Origin of the sequence: Halocatena salina (assembly GCF_023115355.1) — an archaeon.
Classification (GTDB): Archaea; Halobacteriota; Halobacteria; order Halobacteriales; family Haloarculaceae; genus Halocatena; species Halocatena salina.
The window spans coordinates 169,605-194,545 of record NZ_CP096019.1 but is presented as its reverse complement, the minus strand read 5'-3'; the positions used below and the strand labels follow the sequence as shown (position 1 = coordinate 194,545).

The 24,941-nt window shown below is 59.1% G+C and carries 29 protein-coding genes and 2 pseudogenes; 24 read left to right on the top strand and 7 right to left on the bottom strand.

Translation table 11 applies throughout. The features are described from left to right. Positions 1–63 precede the first annotated feature (63 nt). The 3 genes and pseudogenes from MW046_RS00955 (at position 64) to MW046_RS00945 (ending at position 2,013) form a co-directional block, all read left to right on the top strand. Entirely contained in the window at positions 64–1,341 is a 1,278-nt protein-coding gene (locus MW046_RS00955) for an MFS transporter (protein WP_247993704.1), read from the top strand. 324 nt (positions 1,342–1,665) lie between these two features. After that, positions 1,666–1,728, top strand: a pseudogene (locus tag MW046_RS00950) (hypothetical protein); the annotation flags it as partial. Between the two features lie 9 nt (positions 1,729–1,737). Next, the gene (locus tag MW046_RS00945; protein ID WP_247993703.1) at positions 1,738–2,013 is read left to right on the top strand and encodes a hypothetical protein; all 276 of its coding nucleotides are present in this window, start codon (positions 1,738–1,740) and stop codon (positions 2,011–2,013) included. 27 nt (positions 2,014–2,040) lie between these two features. Here the strand turns inward: MW046_RS00945 and MW046_RS00940 are convergent, their stop codons facing one another. Next, a complete protein-coding gene (locus tag MW046_RS00940) occupies positions 2,041–2,904 on the bottom strand; it encodes a DUF5694 domain-containing protein (RefSeq protein WP_247993702.1) in 864 nt (287 codons plus the stop codon). A gap of 103 nt (positions 2,905–3,007) precedes the next feature. On the opposite strand from MW046_RS00940, the gene MW046_RS00935 reads away from it, so the two are divergent. The 8 genes from MW046_RS00935 to MW046_RS00900 all read left to right on the top strand — a co-directional run bounded on the left by MW046_RS00935 (position 3,008) and on the right by MW046_RS00900 (position 8,087). After that, entirely contained in the window at positions 3,008–3,604 is a 597-nt protein-coding gene (locus MW046_RS00935; RefSeq protein ID WP_247993701.1) for an AsnC family transcriptional regulator, read from the top strand. A gap of 66 nt (positions 3,605–3,670) precedes the next feature. Next, complete coding sequence (gene hisC, locus MW046_RS00930; protein WP_247993700.1) at positions 3,671–4,738, top strand: histidinol-phosphate transaminase; 1,068 nt, start codon at positions 3,671–3,673, stop codon at positions 4,736–4,738. Next, entirely contained in the window at positions 4,735–5,229 is a 495-nt protein-coding gene (locus tag MW046_RS00925) for an adenylate kinase family protein (protein WP_247993699.1), read from the top strand. The genes hisC and MW046_RS00925 overlap by 4 nt, the downstream gene beginning before the upstream one ends. Beyond that, positions 5,226–5,837, top strand: a complete 612-nt coding sequence (locus MW046_RS00920; RefSeq protein ID WP_247993698.1) for a CDP-alcohol phosphatidyltransferase family protein — start codon at positions 5,226–5,228, stop codon at positions 5,835–5,837. Before MW046_RS00925 ends, MW046_RS00920 begins: the two co-directional genes overlap by 4 nt. Before the next feature lie 128 nt (positions 5,838–5,965). Beyond that, positions 5,966–6,487 carry a multiprotein bridging factor aMBF1 gene (locus MW046_RS00915; RefSeq protein ID WP_247993697.1) on the top strand — a complete coding sequence of 174 codons (522 nt, stop codon included), beginning with the start codon at positions 5,966–5,968 and terminating at the stop codon, positions 6,485–6,487. 68 nt (positions 6,488–6,555) lie between these two features. After that, the gene (gene tpiA, locus MW046_RS00910) at positions 6,556–7,200 is read left to right on the top strand and encodes a triose-phosphate isomerase (protein ID WP_247993696.1); all 645 of its coding nucleotides are present in this window, start codon (positions 6,556–6,558) and stop codon (positions 7,198–7,200) included. A gap of 68 nt (positions 7,201–7,268) precedes the next feature. Beyond that, positions 7,269–7,817 (top strand): hypothetical protein, encoded by a 549-nt coding sequence (locus MW046_RS00905; RefSeq protein WP_247993695.1) that lies wholly within the window; start codon positions 7,269–7,271, stop codon positions 7,815–7,817. Positions 7,818–7,880: 63 nt separating this feature from the next. Next, a complete protein-coding gene (locus MW046_RS00900) occupies positions 7,881–8,087 on the top strand; it encodes a DUF8527 family protein (protein ID WP_247993694.1) in 207 nt (68 codons plus the stop codon). Between the two features lie 3 nt (positions 8,088–8,090). Here MW046_RS00900 and MW046_RS00895 read toward each other — a convergent pair whose 3' ends face one another. Continuing rightward, on the bottom strand, positions 8,091–8,399 hold the full coding sequence (locus MW046_RS00895) for a lycopene cyclase domain-containing protein (protein WP_247994789.1): 309 nt from the start codon (positions 8,397–8,399) through the stop codon (positions 8,091–8,093). Between the two features lie 96 nt (positions 8,400–8,495). Between MW046_RS00895 and MW046_RS00890 the strand changes: the two genes are divergently transcribed. Together MW046_RS00890 and MW046_RS00885 are read left to right on the top strand one after the other, a co-directional pair. After that, positions 8,496–9,638 (top strand): CBS domain-containing protein, encoded by a 1,143-nt coding sequence (locus MW046_RS00890; protein ID WP_247993693.1) that lies wholly within the window; start codon positions 8,496–8,498, stop codon positions 9,636–9,638. Positions 9,639–10,027: 389 nt separating this feature from the next. Further along, positions 10,028–11,086: a S8 family peptidase gene (locus MW046_RS00885; protein WP_247993692.1), complete on the top strand. Its 1,059-nt coding sequence runs from the start codon at positions 10,028–10,030 to the stop codon at positions 11,084–11,086. A gap of 24 nt (positions 11,087–11,110) precedes the next feature. Here MW046_RS00885 and MW046_RS00880 read toward each other — a convergent pair whose 3' ends face one another. Together MW046_RS00880 and MW046_RS00875 are read right to left on the bottom strand one after the other, a co-directional pair. After that, positions 11,111–12,496, bottom strand: a complete 1,386-nt coding sequence (locus MW046_RS00880) for a S8 family serine peptidase (protein WP_247993691.1) — start codon at positions 12,494–12,496, stop codon at positions 11,111–11,113. A 473-nt stretch (positions 12,497–12,969) separates the two neighbouring features. Next, positions 12,970–13,881: an MBL fold metallo-hydrolase gene (locus MW046_RS00875; RefSeq protein WP_247993690.1), complete on the bottom strand. Its 912-nt coding sequence runs from the start codon at positions 13,879–13,881 to the stop codon at positions 12,970–12,972. 109 nt (positions 13,882–13,990) lie between these two features. Between MW046_RS00875 and serS the strand changes: the two genes are divergently transcribed. The 6 genes and pseudogenes from serS to MW046_RS00840 all read left to right on the top strand — a co-directional run bounded on the left by serS (position 13,991) and on the right by MW046_RS00840 (position 19,801). After that, positions 13,991–15,349 carry a serine--tRNA ligase gene (serS, locus tag MW046_RS00870; RefSeq protein ID WP_247993689.1) on the top strand — a complete coding sequence of 453 codons (1,359 nt, stop codon included), beginning with the start codon at positions 13,991–13,993 and terminating at the stop codon, positions 15,347–15,349. 72 nt (positions 15,350–15,421) lie between these two features. Next, positions 15,422–16,180 (top strand): CPBP family intramembrane glutamic endopeptidase, encoded by a 759-nt coding sequence (locus tag MW046_RS00865; protein ID WP_247993688.1) that lies wholly within the window; start codon positions 15,422–15,424, stop codon positions 16,178–16,180. 60 nt (positions 16,181–16,240) lie between these two features. Beyond that, complete coding sequence (locus tag MW046_RS00860) at positions 16,241–16,525, top strand: DNA-directed RNA polymerase subunit L (protein WP_247993687.1); 285 nt, start codon at positions 16,241–16,243, stop codon at positions 16,523–16,525. 85 nt (positions 16,526–16,610) lie between these two features. After that, positions 16,611–17,416: pseudogene (locus tag MW046_RS19530) on the top strand (AAC(3) family N-acetyltransferase). A 186-nt stretch (positions 17,417–17,602) separates the two neighbouring features. Further along, entirely contained in the window at positions 17,603–18,556 is a 954-nt protein-coding gene (locus tag MW046_RS00845; RefSeq protein WP_247993685.1) for a DUF3592 domain-containing protein, read from the top strand. Between the two features lie 108 nt (positions 18,557–18,664). Then, positions 18,665–19,801, top strand: a complete 1,137-nt coding sequence (locus MW046_RS00840) for an acyl-CoA dehydrogenase family protein (protein ID WP_247993684.1) — start codon at positions 18,665–18,667, stop codon at positions 19,799–19,801. On the opposite strand, the gene MW046_RS00835 is transcribed toward MW046_RS00840, so the two are convergent. Continuing rightward, complete coding sequence (locus tag MW046_RS00835; RefSeq protein ID WP_247993683.1) at positions 19,787–20,263, bottom strand: NUDIX hydrolase; 477 nt, start codon at positions 20,261–20,263, stop codon at positions 19,787–19,789. The two genes, MW046_RS00840 and MW046_RS00835, sit on opposite strands and share 15 nt — an antisense overlap. Before the next feature lie 197 nt (positions 20,264–20,460). Between MW046_RS00835 and MW046_RS00830 the strand changes: the two genes are divergently transcribed. The 3 genes from MW046_RS00830 (at position 20,461) to MW046_RS00820 (ending at position 22,174) form a co-directional block, all read left to right on the top strand. Next, the gene (locus MW046_RS00830; protein ID WP_247993682.1) at positions 20,461–20,733 is read left to right on the top strand and encodes a hypothetical protein; all 273 of its coding nucleotides are present in this window, start codon (positions 20,461–20,463) and stop codon (positions 20,731–20,733) included. Positions 20,734–20,841: 108 nt separating this feature from the next. Next, entirely contained in the window at positions 20,842–21,393 is a 552-nt protein-coding gene (locus MW046_RS00825; RefSeq protein WP_247993681.1) for a hypothetical protein, read from the top strand. 265 nt (positions 21,394–21,658) lie between these two features. Continuing rightward, entirely contained in the window at positions 21,659–22,174 is a 516-nt protein-coding gene (locus MW046_RS00820; RefSeq protein ID WP_247993680.1) for an HAD family hydrolase, read from the top strand. 4 nt (positions 22,175–22,178) lie between these two features. Here MW046_RS00820 and MW046_RS00815 read toward each other — a convergent pair whose 3' ends face one another. After that, entirely contained in the window at positions 22,179–22,421 is a 243-nt protein-coding gene (locus MW046_RS00815; protein ID WP_247993679.1) for a DUF5822 domain-containing protein, read from the bottom strand. Between the two features lie 108 nt (positions 22,422–22,529). Here MW046_RS00815 and MW046_RS00810 point away from each other — a divergent pair, with 108 nt between their 5' ends. Together MW046_RS00810 and panB are read left to right on the top strand one after the other, a co-directional pair. Next, entirely contained in the window at positions 22,530–23,240 is a 711-nt protein-coding gene (locus tag MW046_RS00810; protein ID WP_247993678.1) for a DUF2270 domain-containing protein, read from the top strand. 60 nt (positions 23,241–23,300) lie between these two features. Then, positions 23,301–24,113 (top strand): 3-methyl-2-oxobutanoate hydroxymethyltransferase, encoded by an 813-nt coding sequence (gene panB, locus MW046_RS00805; protein WP_247993677.1) that lies wholly within the window; start codon positions 23,301–23,303, stop codon positions 24,111–24,113. 4 nt (positions 24,114–24,117) lie between these two features. On the opposite strand, the gene MW046_RS00800 is transcribed toward panB, so the two are convergent. Then, complete coding sequence (locus MW046_RS00800) at positions 24,118–24,888, bottom strand: alpha/beta fold hydrolase (protein WP_247993676.1); 771 nt, start codon at positions 24,886–24,888, stop codon at positions 24,118–24,120. Between the last annotated feature and the right edge of the window lie 53 nt (positions 24,889–24,941).

Here is a 24,941-nt window from a genome sequence, read left to right as displayed (position 1 = left end):
TCCGACCGATCGGTTGGAGTGTGGCACACTGGTCGTCGATCCGTCTATGAGGTCGGCGGATAGATGGAAACGTTCGATATCAACCGCGCGGTGGTGTCGCTGGCACTCGCTCGGATGGTCGATTCGTTCGGCAATTCGTTTCTGATCATCGTTCTTCCACTGTACATCGCACGCGGCATCAGCGGCGGCTTCTTCGGGCTGGAGGAATCTCTCATCACCGGCATCGTCCTCTCGATGTTTGGGTTCCTCAACAGTTTCGGACAGCCGTTTACCGGTCGGTTATCCGACCGGCTCGGTCGGCGAAAGGTGTTCGTTCTGGCGGGGCTCTCCGTGCTGTGTATTGCGAGTTTCGCGTACTCGTTCGCTACGAGCTACACTGCGTTGCTCGTCATTCGAGCGGCCCAAGGCGTCGGAGCGGCGCTGACGATTCCGGCCACGGTCGCGCTCATCGATGAGTACGCCACGGACACGAGCCGCGGCAGTAACATGGGCGTTTACAACACGTTTCGGCTCGTCGGATTCGGTCTCGGTCCGGTCGTGGCCGGTTCGGTTGTGCATCTGGGACCGTACCACGTCTCGGTGTTGGATGGAAGGTATTCGATCAGCGGATTCAACGCGGCGTTTTACATCGCTGCTGGAGCGATCCTCACAAGCTTCTTCGTCGTCGCCGCGTTCGTTGAGGACAGCCCACAGACCGAACCGACCGCGGAGGAACTTTCGGTGTCGGTGTTCTCAGACGGACGGACGACGCTGGATCCCGTGTTCACGCTTGCACTCGCGTCGTTGTTCATGGCAGTCAGTATCGCGTTGCTCTCGACGATCGAACCCCACGTCAACCGCCGGCTTCACCAGACAGCAGCGATGTTCGGCGTTCAGTTCGGGGCGTTCGTCGTGGCCCAAGTGATCTTTCAGACGCCGATCGGCCACGCCAGCGATCGGTACGGACGGCGACCGTTCATCGTGATCGGAATGTTGCTGTTGGTGCCGGCAACGCTCGTCCAGGGGTTCATCACCACTTCCTGGGGAATGGTGATCGCACGGTTTGCCCAAGGCATCGCAGGGGCGATGGTGTTCGCGCCCGCGCTGGCGCTTGCTGGCGATTTCGCGTTGGAAGGTCACTCCGGCACCCAGCTTTCTCTGTTGACGATGACGTTCGGTCTCGGAACCGCCCTCGGACCGCTCACGTCGGGCTTTCTCATCCGGTTTGGCTATCCTGTTCCGTTCGTCTTCGGAGCGGCGCTCGCGCTGGTCGGAACCCTTCTCGTCGTTACGCAGGTGTACGACCCCGGCAAGACCAGCAAGGAGACGGCGGTCGGTGAGCCGTCGACGCCCGACGACTGAGTGTCAGCTCTCGTGAATCGGGTCGTCGTCCGTCGCGTTGGTCGCGCTGTTGAACGCGAATGGCTGATCTTCCGAGAACGACGCTCAACCCCTCTACAACGCTCTACGACACGATTTACTTCCATTGATTTCTTCCATCACCAGCGGTGAAACACTTAGAATCATCCGAAAAATACGTATATATGTGATTATCGAACGAGAACCGTTGACGATACACCCCCATCTCGGAAACGACTACAGTCCGTCTTTGAGCAACTTGCGAACGATCGAAAGCTCGATCTCCTCGGATACGCGGCCGAGCAGGGTGAATTCACTGTTACGGAGCTGAAGACCGATCTCGATCATCCACACACGACTGCCCACGAGTATTGTCGTGAGCTGCAGTCCGCTGGGTTGTTGGAACGCAAACAGGGGAAATCGGCACGGTATGCGCCCGTCGACTTCGAGTTTCATCTCTCGCCCGGGGTGATCGCAACAGCAGTTGAAACCGAATCAGAGAGGCTGGATTATCTCGTCGATACCTACGGTCAAGACAGCATTGAGGCGATCCTTGATATTCGGGATGCGGTCGAAGAGAGAGAGTTGACGTACCGAGAGGCCAGTGCAACCGTTGAGATAGAGCATGCTGACTTCCTGTGGGGCGTGGCCGAACTCGGTCTCTTTGAGCGATGAGTGTAGTGATCGTGGATGGGAACGTTGTCATTGTTCACGCGGTAAATACGGTAACGGACTGACGGGACACAACGGCGGAAATTCGGTGAGCAGCTGCCGGAGGATGTGGACGTGGCCGGAGCCGACGACGAACAGAACGCGCCCGGTATCCTCAGCTACAGCTCGCCACACGTTGTGGGCCATCCGAAGGTTTCGCTGATACCACGTAGCGAGGGCGTCGGGACCGGCGTAGTTGTCGCCCTCGCCGTATCGGAGGAACTCATCGAACATGTTATCATTACCGTGGAGCGCAGTCTCCTCGTTCAGGTGTCTGAGATATGCGAGAATCGTGGATTCGGCGAGGCGTTCGTCGAGCGATGCTTGTAGATCGTCGGTGTCTAATCGCGGCACGTCCGTTTTGACTGTGGGTTCAAAGTCCGCTGTTTCGAGCGCTTCGAAGTCGGAACTGTCTCCGAGCGTTGCCGGAACGTCGATAGGATAGACGCGCTCGTGTCCGAGGCGATCGGCGAGCCGGAATCCGATCTGGACGACCTCGCTTCGACACGCCATCAGCTCATCGTCGCGCTCTGGATGTCGGGGTTCGAACGCGTGTTCCTCATCGTACGCGATGTCCCCATCCCGATAGCGCGCGTAGATGTCGTTCACGGCATTCGACCGTGACGCGGGCCGCTCGACAGCAACGTGGTCCGGCTCTGCGCGTTCGAGATTCGAAGCAAGGGTTTCGAGCTCGCACTGGCGATCGTCAGCGAGAACGTCATCGGCGCTGACGTTCACTTCGTCTAGGCCCGGCTCATCCATGTGATGCGTTCCGAGAAGAACGACTTCGATCTGCTCGGCGGTCGGCGTCGGCCACGTCGGGGTCTTGCGTGCGGTCGCTTTCGGTCGAAACATCACAGAGACGAGTGTCGATACAGACATGAATGCTTATATATATTTCTGTGGCAGTGTGATCCCGGTGAGCTAGCCTTATTGTCGTGGTGCGTCTACCGTCCGTATGCGGACGCTCGACGAGACGGACGTTCAGATCCTCTCGCTGCTGGCGGAGGACGCCCGCCAACCGTACAGCGACATCGCCCAAGAGGTAGAGCTATCACCACCGGCGGTGTCCGACCGCATCGAACGGTTGCAGGAATCGGGCGTCATTCGGCGGTTTACGGTCGATCTCAACCGGTCGAAGCTGCACGCCGGGGTCTCCGTGTTCGTGACAGTAACGCTCCCGCTCAAAGCGATCGACGGCGTTCGGTCGACACTCAAAGCCGCTGACTCCGTGGAACACGTGTTCACAACCGCCGGAAGCGAACTCCTGTTCACGGCACGGGTCGAACCAACGTCGATCAGGGAGTCGGTGCTCGAACTCCTCGACGGTGTGGAGATCGAGGCGTACGACGTGCAGCTACTCTCGGACACCGAGTGGACGCCGACCGTCGGCGGGACGGCGTTCGCGCTGACGTGCGCGGAGTGTGGCAACACCGTCACCGAGGAGGGCGTCGTGACGCGGCTCGACGGCTCCGTCTATCACTTCTGCTGTCCGTCGTGTGAACAGCAGTTCACCGAAACGTACGAGAAACACAAAGCTAGAGCGTCCGAGTAGACCAGTGTCTGTGCCGATCCGTGTGGGCACGTTTAAGCCCAATCGTCTGTAGCCTTTATGTAGATAATGCAACCCCGGGACCTCTCCACCCACAGCGTCTATCGGGCAGGACGCGGTATCGAGGAAGTCGCCCGCGAACTCGATGTAGACCCCGACGAACTGGTCAAACTGTCTTCAAACGAGAACCCACTCGGGCCGAGTCCGGCCGCGGTCGAAGCGATCCAGCAACACGCCAGCCACAGCCACACGTATCCGAAATCTTCACACACGGATCTGATCGACGCGATCGCGCGCGAGTGGGACGTGTCACCCTCACAGGTGTGGTTGGCCAACGGCGGCGATGGGGCGCTCGACTATCTCGCCCGCGCGTTCTTGGAGCCTGACGATCGAGTGCTCGTTCCTCAACCGGGGTTCGCCTACTACCCGATGAGTGCCCGGTACCATCACGGTACGGTCGGAACGTACCAGCTCGACAAAGCCGACGACTTCGAACAGACCGCGACGACCGTTCTCGAAAGCTACGACGGCGAGCGCATCGTTTACGTCACCAGCCCACACAATCCGACCGGTCGAGAACTGCCCCGGGCGGAACTCCTCGCGCTCGCGGACCAAACCGACGATTCGACGCTCATTCTTATCGATGAGGCGTACGCCGAGTTCTCCGAAACCGATAGCGCGGTGGATCTGGTCGATCAGCGCGACGACATCGCCGTTCTCCGCACGTTCTCAAAGGCCTATGGATTGGCCGGCGTCCGGCTTGGATACCTCCTCGCGCCACCGACGTGGGCCGACGCCTACGAACGCGTCACGACGCCGTTTGCAGCGAGCGAACTCGCGTGTCGGGCGGGACTGGCAGCGCTCGAAGACGACGCCCATCTCGATAACACGATCGAACTGGTTCGGTGGGCACGCGAGTACATGCATGACCGACTCCAGCCCCCGACATGGCCGAGCGGTGGAAACTTCGTACTCACAGCCGTCGACGACGCCCAAGCGGTGGCTCACGCTAGCAAAGAGCACGGCGTCATCGTTCGGGACTGTACGAGCTTCGGTCTGTCCGATTGTATTCGGATCAGCTGTGGAACGCGCGAGGCAACGAAACGCGCCGTCGACGTTATCAACGATATCGTATGAAACTCGCTATCACTGGTACCCCTGGAACGGGGAAGACGACCGCCGCACAACTGCTTGAACCGGACGTCGTCCATCTCAACGAGGTGATCCGCGAACGAGGCCTTTACACCGAGACCGACGATACGCGCGACAGTCGCGTCGTAGACTTCGACCAAACCGAGGCGTGGCTCGCCGAGCGCGAGCCGACGATCGTCGAATCGCATCTCGCTCACCACTTCGAGGCAGAGCGCGTCGTCGTACTCCGGTGTCACCCCGAGAAACTCCGCCGACGGCTGCGCGAACGCGGTGAATCCGAAGCGTCTGCAGAAGAAAACGCTGAGGCCGAAGCACTCGACGTAATTCTCGTGGAGGCGCTCGATCGCCACGCCGATGTCTACGAGATCGACACCACCGATCAGGACCCGTCGGCGGTCGCAACGGAGATCAATCGGGTGCTTGCCGATGAACGCAAGCCAAGTGCTGGGAACGTCGATTTCACAGACTACCTATGACGCTTGATCGTTTCCGTCCACTGGTATCCCGCGTAATGAACCCGTTCGTGAACGCTTCGGCCAGTGTGGGACTGACACCGAATGCGGTGAGCGTCATGGCGTTCGCGCTGGCACTCGGTGCCGGTATCGCGTTTTCGTTCGTGGACATCACTCCGTGGCTGGCGATGGGAGGGTCCGTGCTCGTGTTCTGTAACGGGTGGCTCGACTTACTCGATGGAGCGCTCGCCCGCCGACTGAACGCCGCTTCCTCGACGGGTGATCTCCTTGATCACGTCCTCGATCGGTACGCGGACATCGTCGTCATCATCGGACTTGCTGCCGGAAGCGACCGCTATGGTCTCGGGATAGCAGCAGTCACCGGCGTGTTGATGACGTCGTATCTCGGAACACAAGCACAAGCCGTCGGTCTCGATCGCGTGTATGGAGGGATACTCGGCCGCGCCGACCGGCTCGCGCTCATCGGCATCACCGGTATGCTTTATGCGCTCGTTCCCGGCCGGTTCTACGAACTGACCGTCATCGGCTGGTTGCTTGTCCTGTTTGCTGTTGTGGGACATCTCACGGCGATCCAACGGTTCTACCACGCGATAGCAGCGCTCGATGGCTGACTCGAAACCGGGTGATGCTCCTAGTATCTCGGCTGAACATCACAATAGACGTCCGAAATATGGTATGACAATCATTGTGAGTCGTAGTCAGCGTACCATTTATGCCTCATGGTGGCAAAGATTCAGCTATGCCTCAATGTGAGATGTGTGGCAAAGAGGTACCGTCCCTGACAGCAGTCCGGATCGAGGGGGCGGAGATCGACGTTTGTGATGATTGTGCGGACTTCGGAACTGAGGTTCGTACGGAGTCGACCTCTCAATCCACGAAATACTCGACGGACAGTGGGGCAGCAGGCTCCTCATCCACGTCAGGCACGCCGTCTACGGGATCGAGCAGCACCGAATCTCGGGGCCACGATATGTTCGACGAGATGGACGAGATCGTTCAGGATTACGACCAGCGCATTCGGAGCGCCCGGGAGTCGGCTGGTCTTTCACAGGAGGAACTGGCGAACCAGCTCAACGAGAAATCGAGTTTGATCCGAAAGCTCGAACACGGTGACAGTCTTCCGAGCGACTCGGTTCAGACGAAACTCGAACGCAAGCTGGGCATCTCGCTTTCGGAATCGGCCGAGATGGACGACAGCGACTGGGACGGTGGTTCGTCGTCTGGAAGCTACACGCTGGGGGACGTCGTCCGTCGAAAGTAGTGAACCATCTCGTGGCGGTGATCACCACAAACGGGTAGTTATATCAGCCTCGGCGTGTCGTCTTCGGTATGTTCATCCTCGTCAATCTGAAGGCCTACGACTGTGACCCAGTTGCGATCGCCACAGCAGCCGCTGCTGTCGGTGACGACGCGGACGTACGTGTTGCTGTCGCCCCCCAGACGGCAGATATCGCACGCGTTGCGGAAACGGGCGTCGAAACGTGGGCACAACACGTCGATCCCGTCGGCCACGGGAGCCATACGGGAAGCACCCTCGCGGACTCGGTCGTTACGGCGGGCGCGCAGGGCACCTTGCTCAATCACTCCGAACGCCGGCTACGGCTGGCAGATATCGACGCGGGGATTCGTGCGACCGAACGGGCCGGTCTCGACACCATCGTCTGCGCAAACGATCCGAAACAGATCGGTGCTGTCACTGCACTGTCGCCGGATATGGTGGCTGTCGAACCTCCCGAACTCATCGGCACCGGCACGCCGGTCAGCCACGCCGATCCCGAGGTCGTCCGCGAGGCCGTCAGCGCGGCCGATGCCGTCGACAGTTCGATTCCCGTGCTCTGTGGCGCGGGCATCTCATCAGGAGAGGACGTGACAGCTGCTGGGGAGCTTGGTAGCGAGGGCGTACTACTCGCAAGCGGGGTCGCAAAAGCTGACGATCCCCGCGCTGCGCTCGCCGATCTCGTCACCGGGCTGTGAGCTTCCCACGATCGATCACAGTTGTGATAGCCGACACGCTCATTTGATAGTCGTCCGTAGAGTCACCAATGCGTATCCGTGATTGGCAGGACATACTGACCGACGTTGTCGATTCAACTGCGACACCCGATGACTGGCGTGCCGTCGCCGGTACCCGAAGCGAGGGCGTCGGGGAGGACATGTATCTCGGCCATCCCGATATGGGGGTGTTCCAGCTCAAAACGTATGCGAAAAACCCCTTCGAAGTGAAAGGCGTCGGGGGAAAGGTCGCTCGACGACTCGACGACGAACTCGATCCTCTGTTTCCGACCGATAGCACCGGTCGATTCGGTGTCCAATCGCCGATCGAAGACGAAACCCAGGCCGAACAGACAGCAACCGAACTCGAAGAGGTGATCAAAACCCACGCAGATGCCCCAACCACACCGGACGCGCTGTTCGAGGACGTGATGGGCGCGCTCGACAGTCCCGCCTACGGTCCCATGGAGTACGACCAGTACGACCGTCCCGAACCGCTCGAAGATCTCAACACGACCTTCGAAGAAGCCGAGCGACTCCTCGAGCGGGATTTCGAGGACATCATTACCGACGACGGTGTCGACCGGGGATTCCAGTGATCGGTATCCGTGCCTAGAAACACGTCAAACGTTGCTCACGATCGAGTTCACGGGTGAGATACCATGGTCGGTCCTTCTTCCAGCGATCGGAACCGCTTCGAGTGGATACGGCCCGCGATCGTCGTTCTCGTGGGCGCGTCCTCCGGGCTCATCACGCTCGTCGGTGATGCGACCATCACCGAAACCGCACTCGTCGTTCTCGCAGGACTGCTTCTTGGGGGCCTCCTCGCTAAGATCGTAGTTCCCGACGGTCGACGCCGGTCGCGGTAGCGGTCAGGATCGGTCCCACGACCGGAGGGTTTCGTGGAGACCGACGACTAACGCCGGAACGACCAGCATGAAGATGTGCTCTTCGATGGGTATGCCGAGCAGCTCGACCCCGGTACGGAGTGGGATCACGAACACGCCCACTCGTAACGTGTACCAGTCCCAAACGTACGCGAACGGATACAAAACGAGAATCGTTCGAACAGTACTCCGAACGACACCGGCGTACCACACCAGCGCGAACGCGATCGTTCCCCAGAACAGTTCAGTAACGAGGTAGGTGTACGGGCCGAACACCCCGATATCTGGGAGCACACTGACCATACGCCTTGTTCGACCACTACAATCATAGCCCTGCTGCCCTACCAACTTTGATTATCGTACAAGACAAACTGAACTGGGAGGCTACCAATGGACATAGTAGACATCGCAACGCGGGAGGCGATCGAAGTAGAGGCATCACAACGCCTTGCCAAGGTTCGGAGCGTTTTCGAACGCGAGAATCCGAAAGGAGTCATTGTCACCGAGGAGGGAGAGTACGCAGGGATCATCACTGAACAGCAGCTGTTGCAATCTCACGTCGAAGACGGCACGAAAGTCGGTGCGATGATCGAATCCGCCCCGAAAATCGAGCGGGCGAGCGACGTTCGGGAGGTCGCACGGATGCTCGTCGAGGGCGGCACCAAAGTCGCTCCTGTTTTCGAAAACGGCGATCACTGGGGGATGATTACCGCGGATGCGATCTTGGAGGCTGTCTTTGACCATCTGGATGTCCTCTCGATCGACCAGATCTACACCGACAGCGTCGTCACAGTCACCGAGGACACCAACGTCGGCCGGACCATCAATCTCCTGCGCGAGAACGGTATCTCACGACTCCCTGTACTCAACGAGAGCGGAAAGTTGACGGGCATGGTTACGACCCACGATATCATCGAGGTCGCCGTCCGAGATGTGGATAAACCCACTCACGGAGACCGTGCTGGGGACCGCAATCGCGTACTCGACATTCCCGTCTACGACGTGATGCAAAGTCCCGTTGAAACCGTGAAGATCGACCGCTCCGTTCGAGACGCCGTGGACGTAATGCTCGAACACGACTACGGTGGTGTGGTGGTCACGCCGGTCCACGAGGACGACGTCGTCGCTGGCGTGCTCACGAAAACTGACGTACTCCGGGCGCTCACGTTCACTGAAGAGGAGTATCTCGACGTGCAGATCACGAATATCGATCTCCTCGATACGCTCCAACGCGAGGAGCTCAGACAGAGCATCGAGCAGGTCGTCGAGAAATACCAACAGATGAGTGTCCAACACGCTCACGTTCGTTTTCAGAAACACAAAGAAAAGCTCCGAGGAACGCCGCTCATTCAGTGCCAGATCCGGCTCCGGACCAACCGCGGCCAGATCGCTGGTACTGGTGAAGGGTACGGCGCCGATTCGGCCTTTCGGGTCGCGCTCGATCGGCTAGAACGCAACGTTCTCGAACTGAAAGGCACCCGGAGCGATGAACAGTACGAGGGGCAACTGTTACGAAAGCTCAATAGGCTGTGAAAACACACCTGTTCCCGGCAAACGTCGAACGCTGAGTCGACCGAGGGCCTCCGCCATCTCACACATCGCCCCGTAGCTCACTGGATACAGAATCCCCTTATTTCCGCTGAGCTGGTCTATGTAGTTTATATACACTAATGATACCATCAAAATAATGTGGCAGTGAGGGACATCTGTCTCTAGGAACAGTGAACTGATAATCGTTGACAATTATCACGTCCCACATTATCATATATTCCTATATTTATGAGATAATTAATATATTTTCTTCATGTTAGTAAACAAAAAATATAAGTTATAGCGATATAATTGTTTTTCTGGGTATGCGAGGTAACAATAGCGGTATATCGAGGCGGAGATTGCTGCAAACGATCGGTGGCGCCACAGCATTGACGGGGGTCAGCGGGGTCGGATCGGCAGAAACGGACGACGAAGTCTACGTGAACGTCGGATTCGATCGCGATGCAGGCCGGCGTATGACAGTTGCCGAGGCAAACGAGACCGTCCGCGAGTTCTCTTTCGGCGCGGTTACGGCCCGCCTGCCTACACAGGCGGTAGAACGGCTACAGCAGCATTCTGACGTTCGATACGTCGAGAAGAACGGACAGATGCACGCACTCGCCCAAACGACACCGTGGGGCGTTGATCGGGTCGATGCCGACGTTGCTCACGAGGCGGGACACACCGGCTCGGGGGCTGACATCGCCATCATCGACACTGGGATCGATGCCAGTCATCCGGACCTCCAAGCGAATCTCGGTGCAGGATACGCTGTCACGAGCTGTTTGTGGGGGTGTGACTACGACTGGGGAGACGACAACGGCCATGGAACACACTGTGCGGGGATCGCCAACGCGGTGAACAACACGGAGGGCGTCGTCGGGGTGAGCACCAACGCCACGCTGCACGCCGTCAAAGTGCTCGATTCCCGCGGGGGTGGTTCCTACTCGGACATCGCTGCCGGTATCGAATACGTCGCCGATCAGGGGTGGGACGTCGCAAGTCTCAGTCTCGGAGGGTCGTATTCCGCAGCAGTGGCCGACGCCGTCGACTACGCTTACAACCGGGGTGTCCTTGTAGTCGCGGCTGCCGGCAACAGCGGTCCGTGTACGGACTGTGTGTCTCATCCGGCGTCCCATTCCAACGCCGTCGCGGTGAGTGCGACGAACGACGCCGATGGGCTTGCGAGTTTCTCCTCGACCGGCCCGGAGGTCGAGATCGCCGCACCCGGTGCAGACATCTACTCGACGTACACCAGCGACAGCTACAACACGCTCAGCGGAACCTCGATGGCGTGCCCGCACGTCGCGGGAGCAGGAGGACTGCTCATGGGTGAGGGGTATACGAACACGGAAGCACGCCAGCGACTCACATCGACAGCCGAGAACATCGGACTGCCGAGCAACGAGCAGGGGGCCGGGCTGTTAGACGCTGAGGGCGCGCTCTGACTCTGAGATAAATCACCTCGTTTTTTATCGGGCAAGCGTAACGTCCTCGAAGTCGGCAAGATCACCGGATTCAGCCCGGGAGACGGCCGCGACGCTGTCGACGAACCCGGAACCGATGCTAATAGCCGTGTACTCGCTTCGATCGGTGATCGCCGTCGCTTCGATAGTGTTGAGTACGTCGATAGGAGCAGGGGTTCCGTGGCCGTTCTGCTGGTAGGCGTCGATGAGAAGCGCAGCGATGCCTGAAACACACGGACAGGACATCGACGTTCCCGAAAGCTCCGTGTAGTAGCGCTCGGAGTTCGCACCGGTGAGATTTAAGGTGTCCGCCGGACTTACCGTGCTAACGATGGCGTCTCCCGGCGCGCCGACGCCTATCCGTTCGAGAGCGATCACATCGGTGTCCTCGGATTCGACGGTCGAGAGCGCACGCTGGCGGTCGAACACACCGTTCGGATTCCCCCGGGAGGAAAACTCCGTGACCTGCCGCTGGTCGTTGGTTGCACCGACGCCGAGCACGTAGGGGGCTTTCGCGTACGGGTTGAGCGTGGCCGAATCAGGTCCGGCGTTGCCCGCCGAAAACACGGGCAAGATGCCGGCGTCATACGCCTGTTTGGTCGCCACGTTCATCGGTGCGGTCGGATCGAACGGTTCCCCTCCCGTCGATCCGTACGAGTTCGAAACGACCTGTACGTCGGGATGAGTGGCGAGGAGGTGGTCGTACGCCGCACTGGCTTTCAGAATGCTGAGAGAGACGCCCGCCGAATAAGCCGTCACCGGTGCACCGGGCGCGTGGCCGCGTTCCTGCCCATCACTTGCCGATCCATCGCCCCCGATGGTTCCAGTGACGTGTGTTCCATGACCGAGTGTATCAGTATCGAGCGGTCCCGTCTGCCCCCACAGCGTCGGTTCTCCGAACGGATTACCGATCCACTGATAGTTGTTCTCGACATTCGACAGATCGGGATGATTCCCGTCGACGCCGCTGTCGATCACCGCGACGTGCGTGCTACTCCCGTCATATCCATCGACACCCTCTCCGGCCTGCACGTCGTTCGTCCCTGTTACATCGCGCGCATCAGCGTTGTGATACTCGAGTTCACGGTTAGCTCGAACGGCGATGACATCATCGAGCGCTGCGAGTTTCTGTAACATCCTCCCACCGGCGGCGATGTACGCCAACGGAAGCACGTCGTAGGCGTAGTGTTCGACCAGCCCACCGAGTACCTCCCCGATGAGTGCGTTCGATTCGAAAACGACGATCGTCTCCTGAACGGCGCTCGTCGTCGTATCAAGCGCCGCATCGATCACCCCGCTGGTTCCTTGCCCAGAACGCGTACCGAGAACAGTTCCGACACCGAACACGCCGACTGTTTTCAAAAACCCCCGTCGACCAATGGCACTTCCCATGTTACTACGTATCGAGACCAGTCATAGAGCGTATCCCCCAGTATAACCGGTTATTTAATTGAGGGATTGAATCGTGTACTACGAATTTCGATTCTGACCGTGCGTCACCAAAATACACACTCTGGAAGGACGAGTTATCCGAAGAGCAGTTGTCTTGAACCTTCTCGACCAGTGATCAGCGTTCGGGAAGGCAAGGCCATTCGGTTCGTTCGATCGAGTAACTGCCACACTGTGGACAGACGTGCCGTTGTAGCTCGAATCGCATCTCACAGCTGCCACACTCATATGGAGACTTTTCGGTTGGTGTCGTGTTTGTAAACTCCTCCTTAAGTGCGGTCATAATGTTCATTCTGTTTCACCAACCTTGGTACTCTGGTACGTAGAATGGGGGTATAAGTCTTCAGGTGGATAAAACAGTCACTGAAAGGGGTTAGAACTGGGATGAACGGCACGTGACAGCGGGCGGAGTCGCCTCACTCGGACCGTCCGTCGAGATATTGGAGGACGCCTCGTGTGTTCATGTCTGCTTCAGCGCGTGCCTTTCGTTCTCCCCACACATCGATCATCGATGTGTTTTCGGCGAAGTGTTCGACGACGTCCCTATCGTTCTCGACCTGCTGGCGTTTCGTCTCGACAGCCACAACCCAATCGGTGAGCACGTCGGCGTACTCCGCGAGTCGATCCGCAGTTGGAGTTGGTCCGAAATGGGCGTATAGAAGCGTTTCGGGATCGATGTCTTCGAGCAGTTCGATATCAGAAAGGCACTGTTCGAGATCGAACTCCGAAGGGGGCGACGTCTCGCGGACGGCGTCGATAGTAGGGACGTAGATTCCGGCCGCGTCTGCGGTGAACACCGCATCGTTGGCTGGGTCTTCGAACACGACTTGGTGGGATGCGTGGCCTGGGACGTGGTGGGTGTGGAGTTGATGGTCACCGAGATCGATGACGTCGCCGTCCGTGAGTGGCTGAATCCGGTCTTCGGGGATAGGGACTGGCTCCTCGTAGAACTGCCATTGGTCGCCGACAGCAGCTTTCGTTCCCTCGATGAGCCGTGCTGGATCGACGAGGTGGCGAACTCCCCGCTCGTGAACTACGACCGTCGCGTTCGGACAGTGCCGAGCGAGATAGCCCGCTCCGCCCGCGTGATCGAGGTGAACGTGGGTTGGAGCGATGATGTCGAGTTCCTCGGGGGCGATGCCGACCGACTCCAGCGCATCCAGGATCAGGTCGTAGTGTCGTCCAATCCCCGTATCGATAAGGGCAGATCGCTCCCCAGCGAGGATGTAGACGGCACCGTACTCGGCAGTGTCGTACATCCCGGTATCCAGATAGAAGAGGTCGGTACACTCGCCCGTTTCGACTGGATAACAGTCACCGATTGCCATATCCGAACCCCACGACCGGCGGACAAAAGTGTTCTGTCGGAGCGATCGGTGTGTCTCGTTCGAACACGGATGCGATACGCCTTAGTTCTGTCCGCGGAAAACGGGGGGCATGTTATCGAGGCAGTTCGTCCGTGAGCATCCCGACGTCGTCCGGGATACGCTCGAACGGCGAGGAATGACCGATGAAATCGATCTCGATCGCGTTCTGACGATCGATTCGGAATGGCGCGAACACAAAGCGCGGGGCGACGAACTCCGCCACGAGCGCAACGAGGTCAGCGAGCGGATCGGCACACTCAAACGCGACGGCAAAGAGGAGGCTGCCCAGCAGGCGATCGAGCGCTCCCAAAAGCTCAAAACGGAACTCGAAGAGGTTCAAAACCGCGCGGAGGAATTGGAACAGCAACTGGAGTCGATGCTGCTCGAACTGCCCCAGATCCTCCACGAGAGCGTTCCATCCGGCATGGATGAATCCGACAACGTCCAACTCCGGCGGGAGGGGTTCGGTGAGCTTCGTTCGCTGCCCGAAACGATCGTTCCCCATTACGAGCTTGGGGAACGACTGGCGATCATCGACGAAGCACGAGGGGCGAAAACCACTGGCGGTGGCTACTATTTCCTCACCGGCGACGGTGCACGGCTCGAACACGCACTCGTTCAGTTCATGCTTGATCTCCACCGTGAACAGGGATACGTCGACGTGTTCCCTCCGATCCCGATCAACAGCGATTCGATGACCGGCACGGGACAACTGCCGAAGTTCGCAGACGACGCCTACAAGATCGAAAACGAGGATCTCTGGCTCTGTCCCACTGCGGAGGTGCCACTCACGAACATGTACGCCGAGGAGATCCTCCTCCGTGATGATCTCCCGCTCAAACATCAAGCGTACACGCCGAATTTCCGGCGCGAGGCCGGTGAACACGGTACCGAAACGCGGGGGATCGTCCGCGTCCACCAGTTCAACAAGGTCGAACTGGTGAACTTCGTCGAACCCGACGACAGCTACGAGCGCTTCGACGCGCTGCTCGAAGAGGCTGAGGAGACGTTACAACGACTCGGACTTCCCTACCGGATCTTGGACATCTGTGCGGGAGACATCGGTAACAAACAGTCCAAACAGGTCGATATCGAGGTGTGGGCACCTGCTGACGACATGGACGACGGCCCATCCGAGGGTGGGCGATGGCTCGAAGTGTCGAGCGTGTCGAACTTCGAAGACTATCAGGCACGCCGGGCAGGACTGCGCTACCGGCCCGAACGCCACGAGAGCGCGGAGTATCTCCATACCCTCAACGCTTCGGGGGTCGCACTTCCGCGCGTGATGGTTGCCATCCTCGAATACTATCAGAACGAGGATGGGACCGTCGACGTGCCCGAGGCGCTCCAACCATATATGAGTGGTCAAGAGATCATCGATGGCCACGCCCACGTGGGCGAAAGCGCGCTCGGAAGTACCGACGAGTAGAAGATCTGAATTTCGGGGAGTGAAAGGAAGAGGATATTTGTCTTCGGCGAACGGACGACAGACCATATACACATGAATCGCTCTGCTTGGTCGCCCCATCTGAGAGCAATCGGGATCGCTGTGATGATCGCTGCATTGGCGATCGGTGTCACGAAATACGTACTCACACCGGTCGTCTTTCTCGTGTTCGAAGTGATTTCGGTTACCCTGCCAGCGTGGGCCAGCCTGACGCTCAGCGTGCTGTTACAACAAGGGCTGGTGTTCGGCTCTATCGCGGCTGGATATCTGTGGGTTCGTGACCTCGATCTCGGCTGGATCGGTCTCTCTCGCCCGAGTCTCAAAGAGGCATTGTGGATCGGACTCGGCTGGATCATGGCGTTTGGCTCCGTCGTCGGCTTGTTGATCGTCGTGCTCCTGTTGGGCTTGAATCCGGGACAGAACCAGATTCAGGGGCTGGTTGCCGAAAATCCGGATTTGATTCCATTGTTGATCGTACTGACGATCGTTCTCATCGGACCCGGTGAGGAACTCCTCTTTCGAGGGATCATCCAAGGCTCTCTCCGGGAACGGTTCGGGCCCATGACAGCGATCATTCTCGCGTCCGTCATCTTTGCGAGCGCACACGTTGGGTCGCTAACGGGCTCACTCGGTGATCGTGCTATCACGGTCGGCGTCTTGCTCGTTCCGAGCCTGATCTTCGGTATTGCCTACGAACGGACGAACAACCTCGTCGTTCCGTCGCTCATCCACGGACTGTACAACGCAACCCTGTTTTCGATCACGTATGTGGGATTGAAATACGGGCCGACGACTCCTGCGGTCTTATTCTGACCGTCGACCGCGTGGATGTCCGTCCGAAACGTTCAAACGCCGGATCGACAACATACATCCATGGAACTCCGGGTCATCGACAAGGAGCCGACAGAACTCTCCATCGAAATCGCCGGTGAGGATCACACGTTCATGAACGTACTCAAAGGGGCGCTCCTCGAAATCGACGGTGTCGCCGCCGCGACGTACGATCTGAACCCCGAACAGTCAGGCGGACAGACCGATCCGATCCTCACCATCAAAACCGAAGACGGGATCGATCCGCTCGATATGTTGTCTCTGGCTGCCGAAAACATCAAAACCAAAGCCACGGATTTCCGAACGACGTTCGAAACCGCCGCGTAACGATCGCAGTCGGACCGCGCTCGTCGGTGTGTGATTTCCGTTTTGAACATCAATTATAATATAGATCGGTTGATGAATGAGGAGCATGGGCGAACGCGGAACCATCGAGCGGGTGGCCGATCCGGTGACTGTGTCGTCGATCGTGAGTGACGTCCGTGAGCTCGGTCTCGGTACGGGTGACACCATTCTCGTCCACTCTTCTTTGAGCGCGCTGGGCTGGGTATCCGGCGGTGCCCAAGCGGTCGTGGAGGCACTCCGGACAGCGGTGACGCCATCTGGCACTGTGGTGATGCCGGCGTTCACGGGGCAGTACAGTGATCCAGCGGTGTGGTCGAACCCGCCGGTTCCGGACGACTGGGAGCCGACCATTCGTGAGACACGGCCAGCGTTCCGACCGGCCGTTACGCCGATCCGTGATGTCGGTGCGGTGCCGGAGTGTTTCCGTGGGTATCCGGCACCGTTCGGAGCCGTCATCCGGAGTTTTCGTTCGCGGCGTGGGGCCACGCGGCCGAGGAGATCACCGCTGATCACGGCTTCGACGACGGACTCGGTGAGCACTCACCGCTCGCGCGCCTCTATGACCGGTATGCCGACGTGCTGTTTCTCGGCACTGATCACAGCACGAACACGTCGCTTCATCTCGCGGAGTACCGGGCCGACATCCCTGCTGAGCGAACGTCGAACGTCGTCCCGGTCGCCGAGGACGGCGAACGACACCGTATCGAATACGAGAATATCGAGACGAACACTGAGGATTTCCCTGAACTCGGAACCGCTTTCGAGCGAGAGGTCGGCTGTGCGACCGGTACCGTCGGTGCTGCCGAATCGAAGCTCATGAACCAGCGCGAGATGGTCGACTTCGCCGTCGACTGGCTCGAAACGAACAGGTGAACACGAAAAAGAATGGGGCCGTAGTGAAATCCGCAGCAAAGTACGGATTCAGCCGATAGCAGGGCGAGATTGTGAACTGACAATCAGATTGTATCTACCTCCACAAGCGTGGTCGATCCTAGCGATTTATTCTTTTCTATCATAGTACATATTATACAGATGGAGTTCTCAGTAAGAGGAATACCTGTGGCGGTCAGCCGTTCGACCGTCGTGATAGTGCTCATTGCACTCGCTGTCTTCACGTTCGGCGGGTACGATTACGCCCAGCAGTCGGCGGCGATTGATGACGCCGTGTCCGTCGAGGCGACTGTCGTTGAATCCTCCGTCTCACCGTCAGGAGGCGGTGGCACCGAATACGAGGTTCGTGTCGAGTATCGCTACCGCTATCAGGGAACCGAGTACAGGAGTGACAAGTTGTTTCCCGGCTATCTCGGCCGCCTCTATGAGACGGAGTCGAAGGCACAGTCCGTAATCGAGCCCTACGACTCAGGCGCAACCGTCACTGCGTACGTCGATCCTGCCGCCCCTAGCGAGGCGTTCTTGAAGCAACAAACGACCCAGTCGCCACTCATATTTATGCTGCTTGGTGGGTTTTGGATGCTCTGGATAACGCTTGATGCTGTCGGTGCGCAAGATCCCGGGCAGGGGACAACGCTGCGATCAGAAAGCGAATACGAACCGACACGGTATCAAACGCTGTTCGGTATCGACCGTGATACAGTCAACTGGATCAGTAAAAGATTGATCGTGGCGGCACTGATCGTCCTGCCAGTGTCACTAGTCGGAGCGGTGCTTCTCGCGCTCTCGTCGGGGTCGGCTGGTACGTCCACAGCACCGATGATGGTTGAACTATCAGATCCGATTGGGTTGCTATTCGTGACGGCGTTCATTGCGATCCTCCTCCTGATCGCATCGTTGTTGCTCTATACTGTCTGGTCGTTCACCGAGTACCGACGTCTCCGTGAGCGAATACCGGAACCACGTCCACCGAGTCCGTTCAAACACCCTACACGACTCGTTACGATACTCACTGGGGATGACGATCTCGACGACTATGGACGACGGGTCAAGCGAACCGGCTTCACGTTCGTACTGGCGCTTTTTTTCAGCGGAGCCCTCCTCGGAGTGCTTGTGTTCTAAGTGTGATCGTCCGCTGAGACGGATATCGACGGCCTCCCAACGGTGTGAGACTGCGTACGGCCGCCACACGAACGGGTAATTTTTGCGCCAGCACCACGACGGGCGGATATGGAGCTGACGACCGAGCAAGAGGCGATCCGCGACCTGGTCCACGAGTTCGCCGTCGAGGAGATCCAACCGCTCGCACGCGAGGCCGACGAAAACGAAGCGTTTCCCGAATCGGTGTGGGACGGGCTTGCTGAACTGGATCTGATGGGGATGACGGTGCCCGAAGAGTACGGTGGTATCGACGCCGATCCGGTCACCTACAGTCTCGTCAACGAACAGCTCGCGTACGGCATGTTAGCGGTGGCGACCGCCTTCTCGGTGCACTGTCTGGCGACCTCCTGTATCGCGTCGTTTGGGTCCGACGAGCAGAAAGAGCGCTGGCTGCCCGATATGGCCGAAGGCCGGCCTGTGGGGGCGTTCGCGCTGTCGGAGACGGGCGCAGGGTCGAATCCGGCTCAGATGCAGACGACCGCTGAACGCGCCAGCGGGCACGCAGGCGATAGCTACGTCATCAACGGTGACAAGCAGTGGATCACCAACGGAAAACGTGCTGACGTGATCGTGCTGTTCGCCAAAACGGGCCCCGAGGAGATCACCCAGTTCGTCGTCCCGAAAGACGCCGAGGGACTTTCGATCGGGCCCAAAGAGGACAAACTCGGACTGCGGGCGAGCGACACCACGCCGCTCACGTTCGACGACGTTCGAATTCCCGCCGAGAACCGGCTCACACCCGAGGGGGAAGGGTTGAGCGCGGCGCTGTCGATCCTCACCGGCGGTCGGATCGCTATTGCCTCCCAAGCGGTGGGACTCGCCCAGTCAGCGCTCGACGTGACGCTCGACTACGTCACCGAACGCGAACAGTTCGGTGGGCCGATCAGCGAGATTCAGGCGGTTCGTCACACGCTCGCGGAGATGCACGCGAAAACCGAAGCCGGGCGGCTGTTGGCTCGGGAGGCGGCCCGCAAACGCCATGCGGACGCACCCGACGCTCCAATGGCGGCGAGCACGGCGAAATACGTCGCCAGCGAGAACGCGATGGACGTGACCAACGACGCCGTCCAACTCCACGGCGGGTACGGCTACACGACTGATTTCCCCGTCGAACGACTGTACCGTGATGCGAAGATCACCACCATCTACGAGGGCACCACCCAGATCCAAAAGACGGTCATCGCTCGTGGGCTACTCGGTGAGTGATTTTTCTGCCATCCGTATCGCTTCGCTACCGAACTGAACGACGTTCGGTGAAAGGTCGCTGTCCCGCAGTTCATCCACCGTGTACCAGTCCCACGCGTCTGCGCTCACTTCATCGGGTCTGGGAGCGATGTCGCGGCTTGGAACCGTCGTGTAGTAGATGTGATCGATGTGTTGGTGCCCAACGTCCCCATCGTGAACGTTTATGTCGTAGAGCATTTGATGACGAGGGCGCGGGAGCACTCGACCATCTGGCGTATCGACCAGCTGTGTGTCGTCGAGTAGCGTCGGATCGAGTCCCGTCTCTTCGCGCACCTCCCTGAGACCTGCTTCGTGAGGAAGCTCATCCCGATCAACGTGACCGCCGGGCGGAATGCGTTTGCCGACTTCCTGATGGTTATGCAACGCGGTCGCGCCGTCGTTGACGATGTAGACGGTCGCTGTGAAATGACGGGTCGTCTCCATACCCCGGTTAGCCGCGTATCGGCATTTGTACCTTATCACTTTGATGTGATGGAGTATAATTCTAAAAGAAATTATTTTCTATCGTCATGTATCGTCAACCGTTCCATAGCTGCCACAGTTCGGTCCGCTCCGAGTCGCACGAACTGGCGAACGAGTTGTTAGTGTGACATAACATTACTCATTGCGTCAGTACTTTTATGTGTGAAGGGGTAAGGAACGATAAACGAGAACGCCAGCATGGCGGCAACGCATGCGCGTTCATTGAAACGCGCCGGGTGTTCAAGGCACCCGACGCTGGGGTTCTCAGCCGCAAACGAAAACCCATGATTGGGAACGAAGCAGAGACATGTAACGGTGTCGAATCGTATCAGAAAACCAAACAGCGCACACGCTGCCGGAACTGTGGGCGGCCAGTCAAGACACGGCTCGATCATCGGATCGGCTGTCCGTTGGGACGGTGGTGGCGATGACCCTCCACCTTTTTTCCGTTCGGGTGCGCGGAGCGCACCCTCACGCAAAAAACGTGGGCGAAAAAAGCCGCTCGCTTCGCTCGCGGGAACTGCGTTCGTGAGGGGAAGATGACGCTGCCGGTGTTTCAGTTCTGGGACCGGCTGGGCGAGTCGGTGAACCTCTCGATGGTTGAGGATCGAGGGAAAATTTCGAAGGCCGAACTGTATCACGTCGTGGATGTGGGCACAGGAACGTGGTGTCGACCCTGTCGGAGTACGGGCTGTGCCCACGCCACGCAGATCGAGGAGATTCTAGCGATGGCTGGGCTTGGCCGATCACAGACGAACTACGACGATTTGCCCGGCATTGCGAACGTCACGCGCTATGAGGCGGCAAAAGAGCTGGTCGTCACGGGTTGGTTCGAGAACGGCGGCCGGGTGCGCTATCACGAACAACGTGATGGGACCGTCGCCCAGTCGGTGTACACGCCGGAAGACGATCGAGAGCCAGCCGAGGTGACTGAACAGCCCGAGGCGACGAGTGCCCCAGCAGCGTTGGTCACGACGCTGGCGGAGTACTGCCACTATCGCCAGCATGGGGATCTCGATGGCTTGCGCCAACACTATCCCGAAGTCGCACGCGTCGTTAGCGAGCCGCCCGTCGTCCACGCCGACGACTGAGAATAACAAAGTCGGCGAGGCGGTCGCGGGGCGGAAGCGGTCGCGGTGCGGTGGTGGGAGACGCAGGTGTAGTCACCGCGAGCGAAGCGGAGCGCAGCGAGCGGCTTTTTTTAGTCCTCTCAGATGGACGAAGTCCATCTGGGAGCCTGCAAGAGCGAAGCTCTTGCAATGCAGATTTTTTGCGCGAGTGGTGGCCCACGGCCACCCGAGCGGAAAAAAGGTGGGTGACCGGGAAACCTACTACCGGTGAGCACCGAGCGATGATGTGACCGAGTACGACGCGATCGTCTACGATCTCGATGGGACGCTCGTCGATCTCGCGGTCGACTGGGACGCCGTCGCACAGGAAGGTGCCGAACTCCTCGAAGCGGAAGGTGTCGACACCGACGGAACGGATCTGTGGGAGATGTTGGATCTCGCGGACGACATCGACGCACGCGACAGCATCGAACGCACCATCAGCGAACACGAGTGTCGCGGTGCAGAGCGCTCGACACGGCTCCCAACCGCCGCGGAACTCCCCCGGTCGGTTCCCGTCGCGGTCTGTTCGCTCAACTGTGAGCGGGCGTGTCGGCTCGCGCTTGAGCACCACGACATCGCCACCCATATCGAGACCGTGATCGGACGGGACACAGTCGTAACGCGGAAACCGGATCCAGAGCCGCTGCTCGCTGCCGTTCGAGGGCTCGACAAAACCCCAGAAAAAACGCTGTTCGTCGGTGATTCACGACGGGACGAACTGACCGCAGACCGAGCCGGGACGGCGTACAGATACGTCTGAGACGCTACGTTTGCCCTTGCGTTTGGCGAGCGTACAGAAAGACGGAAATCGCAGTGACGATCCACACGACCGAACCGACCCGAAGGGCGAACGCTGCACGGTCGGTCCACGTGGGGAGTGGCCCGACGTTCAGAGACAGCACTGCAATCGCGGGCGCGCCAAGGAGGATCGTTACCACGAACGTGACTTGCATCACCCAGCCGTAATCTACCCCCTCCGGTGTCGTCGTCTCGATGTGCTCGGGCATAGTGCTCTTCTTGGATCTAGATGGACGTACATGCGACGTGACGGCGAATAAACCTACTCGTTCCGTCGTGGACACCGACGTTAAGCGCACAGCGACCCAACTGATCGTATGACCACCGACGAGGGGCGAGACTTCGATCCGGAATCCCCCGAGGAGCGCGAAATCGGCCGCGAAATGGTGGATCAGAGCGTCGGTCTCGGCTCGGTTGCCGCGCATCTTTACCGGGGGGAAATGGACCGCGTCACAACGTGGCGGCAGCGTCTCGATGAAACGATCAACTGGGTGGTTACGATCCTCGCGGCGATCATCGTCTATGCGTTCTCGGCGCAAGGCAGAGACGAGATCATCCTAGCTGGCATCGTAGTCATCACTGTCTTCTTGGGAGTCGAAGCGCGCCGGTACCAGGATTACGACGTGTTTCGCGCCCGTGCGCGTATGCTCCAGCAGAACCTCTTTGCGAACGCGCTCGATCCCTCTCTAGGAGTCGAACACCGGACGTGGCGGCGTGACCTCAGCAACGACTACCGCCACCCGACGACGAAAGTCCCGTTCGCCGAGGCGCTTGCTCGCCGGCTCCGTCGGGTGTATCTCCCCCTCATCACGCTGCTGATCGCGTCATGGTTGTTCAAAGTTACGGCGCTCTCGACTGATTCGTGGGAATCGACGGCCGCCGTCGGAACTGTTCCTGGGACCGTGATCGGTGTCGTCGTCGCACTCTACTACGTCGCCGTCGTCCTGATCACGGTGTGGCCACGAGATCGACAGGCCAAAGGCGAATTCGAGGATCGGGAGTACGGCGAATGGAAGAGAAACGAGTGATGCGTGATCGCAAAAGCGCGAATCGAACACGTTTACCTGACGCGGTAGTCACTATCGGTTATGCCGTCAGTGACAGCGATCCGTTCGATGGCAGGATCCGAGTCGGTAACGATGCTCACAGCCTACGACGCCCCGACAGCACGTCTCGTCGAGGAGGCTGGGATCGACATCATCCTCGTTGGTGACAGCATGGGCAACGCTGCGCTCGGGTACGAATCGACGTTACCTGTGACCGTCGATGAGATGGCGAGTCATACGGAAGCAGTCGCTCGTGCCACCGAGGAGGCGCTCGTCGTTGCCGACATGCCGTTTCTGTCCTTTGGGGTCGAACAGGCCGAGAGCGTGCGCAACTGTGGCCGGATGCTCAAAGAGGCCGGTGCCGGTGCAGTCAAACTCGAATCGGGACCCCACACAGTCGATCTGACCGAACGCCTCGTTCAACTCGGCATTCCAGTCATGGCCCACCTCGGGTTGACGCCCCAACGGGTGAACGAACTCGGCGGCTACACCAGACAAGGCACCACTGAAAAAGCGGCTGAGGAGATCCTCGATCTCGCCCATGCACACGAAGACGCCGGTGCGTTCTCGCTCGTTCTCGAACACGTGCCCGCGAATCTCGCGGCCCACGTCACTGACGAACTCGACATCCCGACGATCGGCATCGGAGCCGGACCCGATTGTGACGGACAGGTGCTCGTGTTCCACGATGCGGTCGGACTCAGCGAGAGTCCACCCCCGTTTGCGACGGCGTTCGGGAACGTCCGAGAGGAACTACAGCACGCACTCGACGGATACGTTGAGGCGGTCGAATCCGGAACCTTCCCAGCCGAGGAACACAGCCACGTCGAAGACGCCTTGGACGAGCTGTATTGAGATATTACACTGTTGAGACGAACGATCGAACGGTGTCGTTCCATCGTTCAGGCTGTTCGAGCATCGAGAGGTGTGCTGCGTCCGGAACCGTCACTTGTTGACAGTTCGGGATATTCTCCGCGAGATATTCGTGGAACCGCACGGGAGTGAGCCGATCGTGTTCGCCTGTGATAGCGAGACAAGGTATCGAAATCTCTCCCAACCGATCCCGCACATCGAAGGCATCACAGCTCAGGAAATCCCGCCGAAGTACGTCTAACCCCACAGCACGCATTGCTTCTTTGGAAACGCTCTCGATGTCCCCGTCGGCGTCGTGAAACAGCATATCTGTTCCGTGGAGCAGTTCCGTCGATCCATCGAGATCCGACGCGAGCAATTCGAGAAGCCCATCGTTCACACCCAGTTTCGCGCCCGTTCCGCACAGAACGAGTCCATCGATGGCAACGTCCTCTTCGAGAGCGAGCCACAACCCGACAGCGCCACCGAGGGAATTACCGACAACCACACCGCCATCGACCGCACGGACGACGGCGCACACGTCATCCGCGTACGCCGTGATCGTTTCAAGTCCCGGTTCGGTGTCGGTGTCCTCGCTTTTCCCGTGGCCGCTCAGATCGAGAGCCACAGCCGGACGGTCGATCGTGTGGGACCCGTACTGCTTAACCCACACCTTGTGAGTGCCACCGCTGCCATGAACGTACACCACTGGCTTTCCTTGTCCGAGATCTGTCCGTCGAAACGCCGTCTCACGTCCGTCGTGACGAACGGTCTGCATACCGAAACTACGCCGACAGTTCCATAAACACCGCCCCTCTAGATGTAACCCAC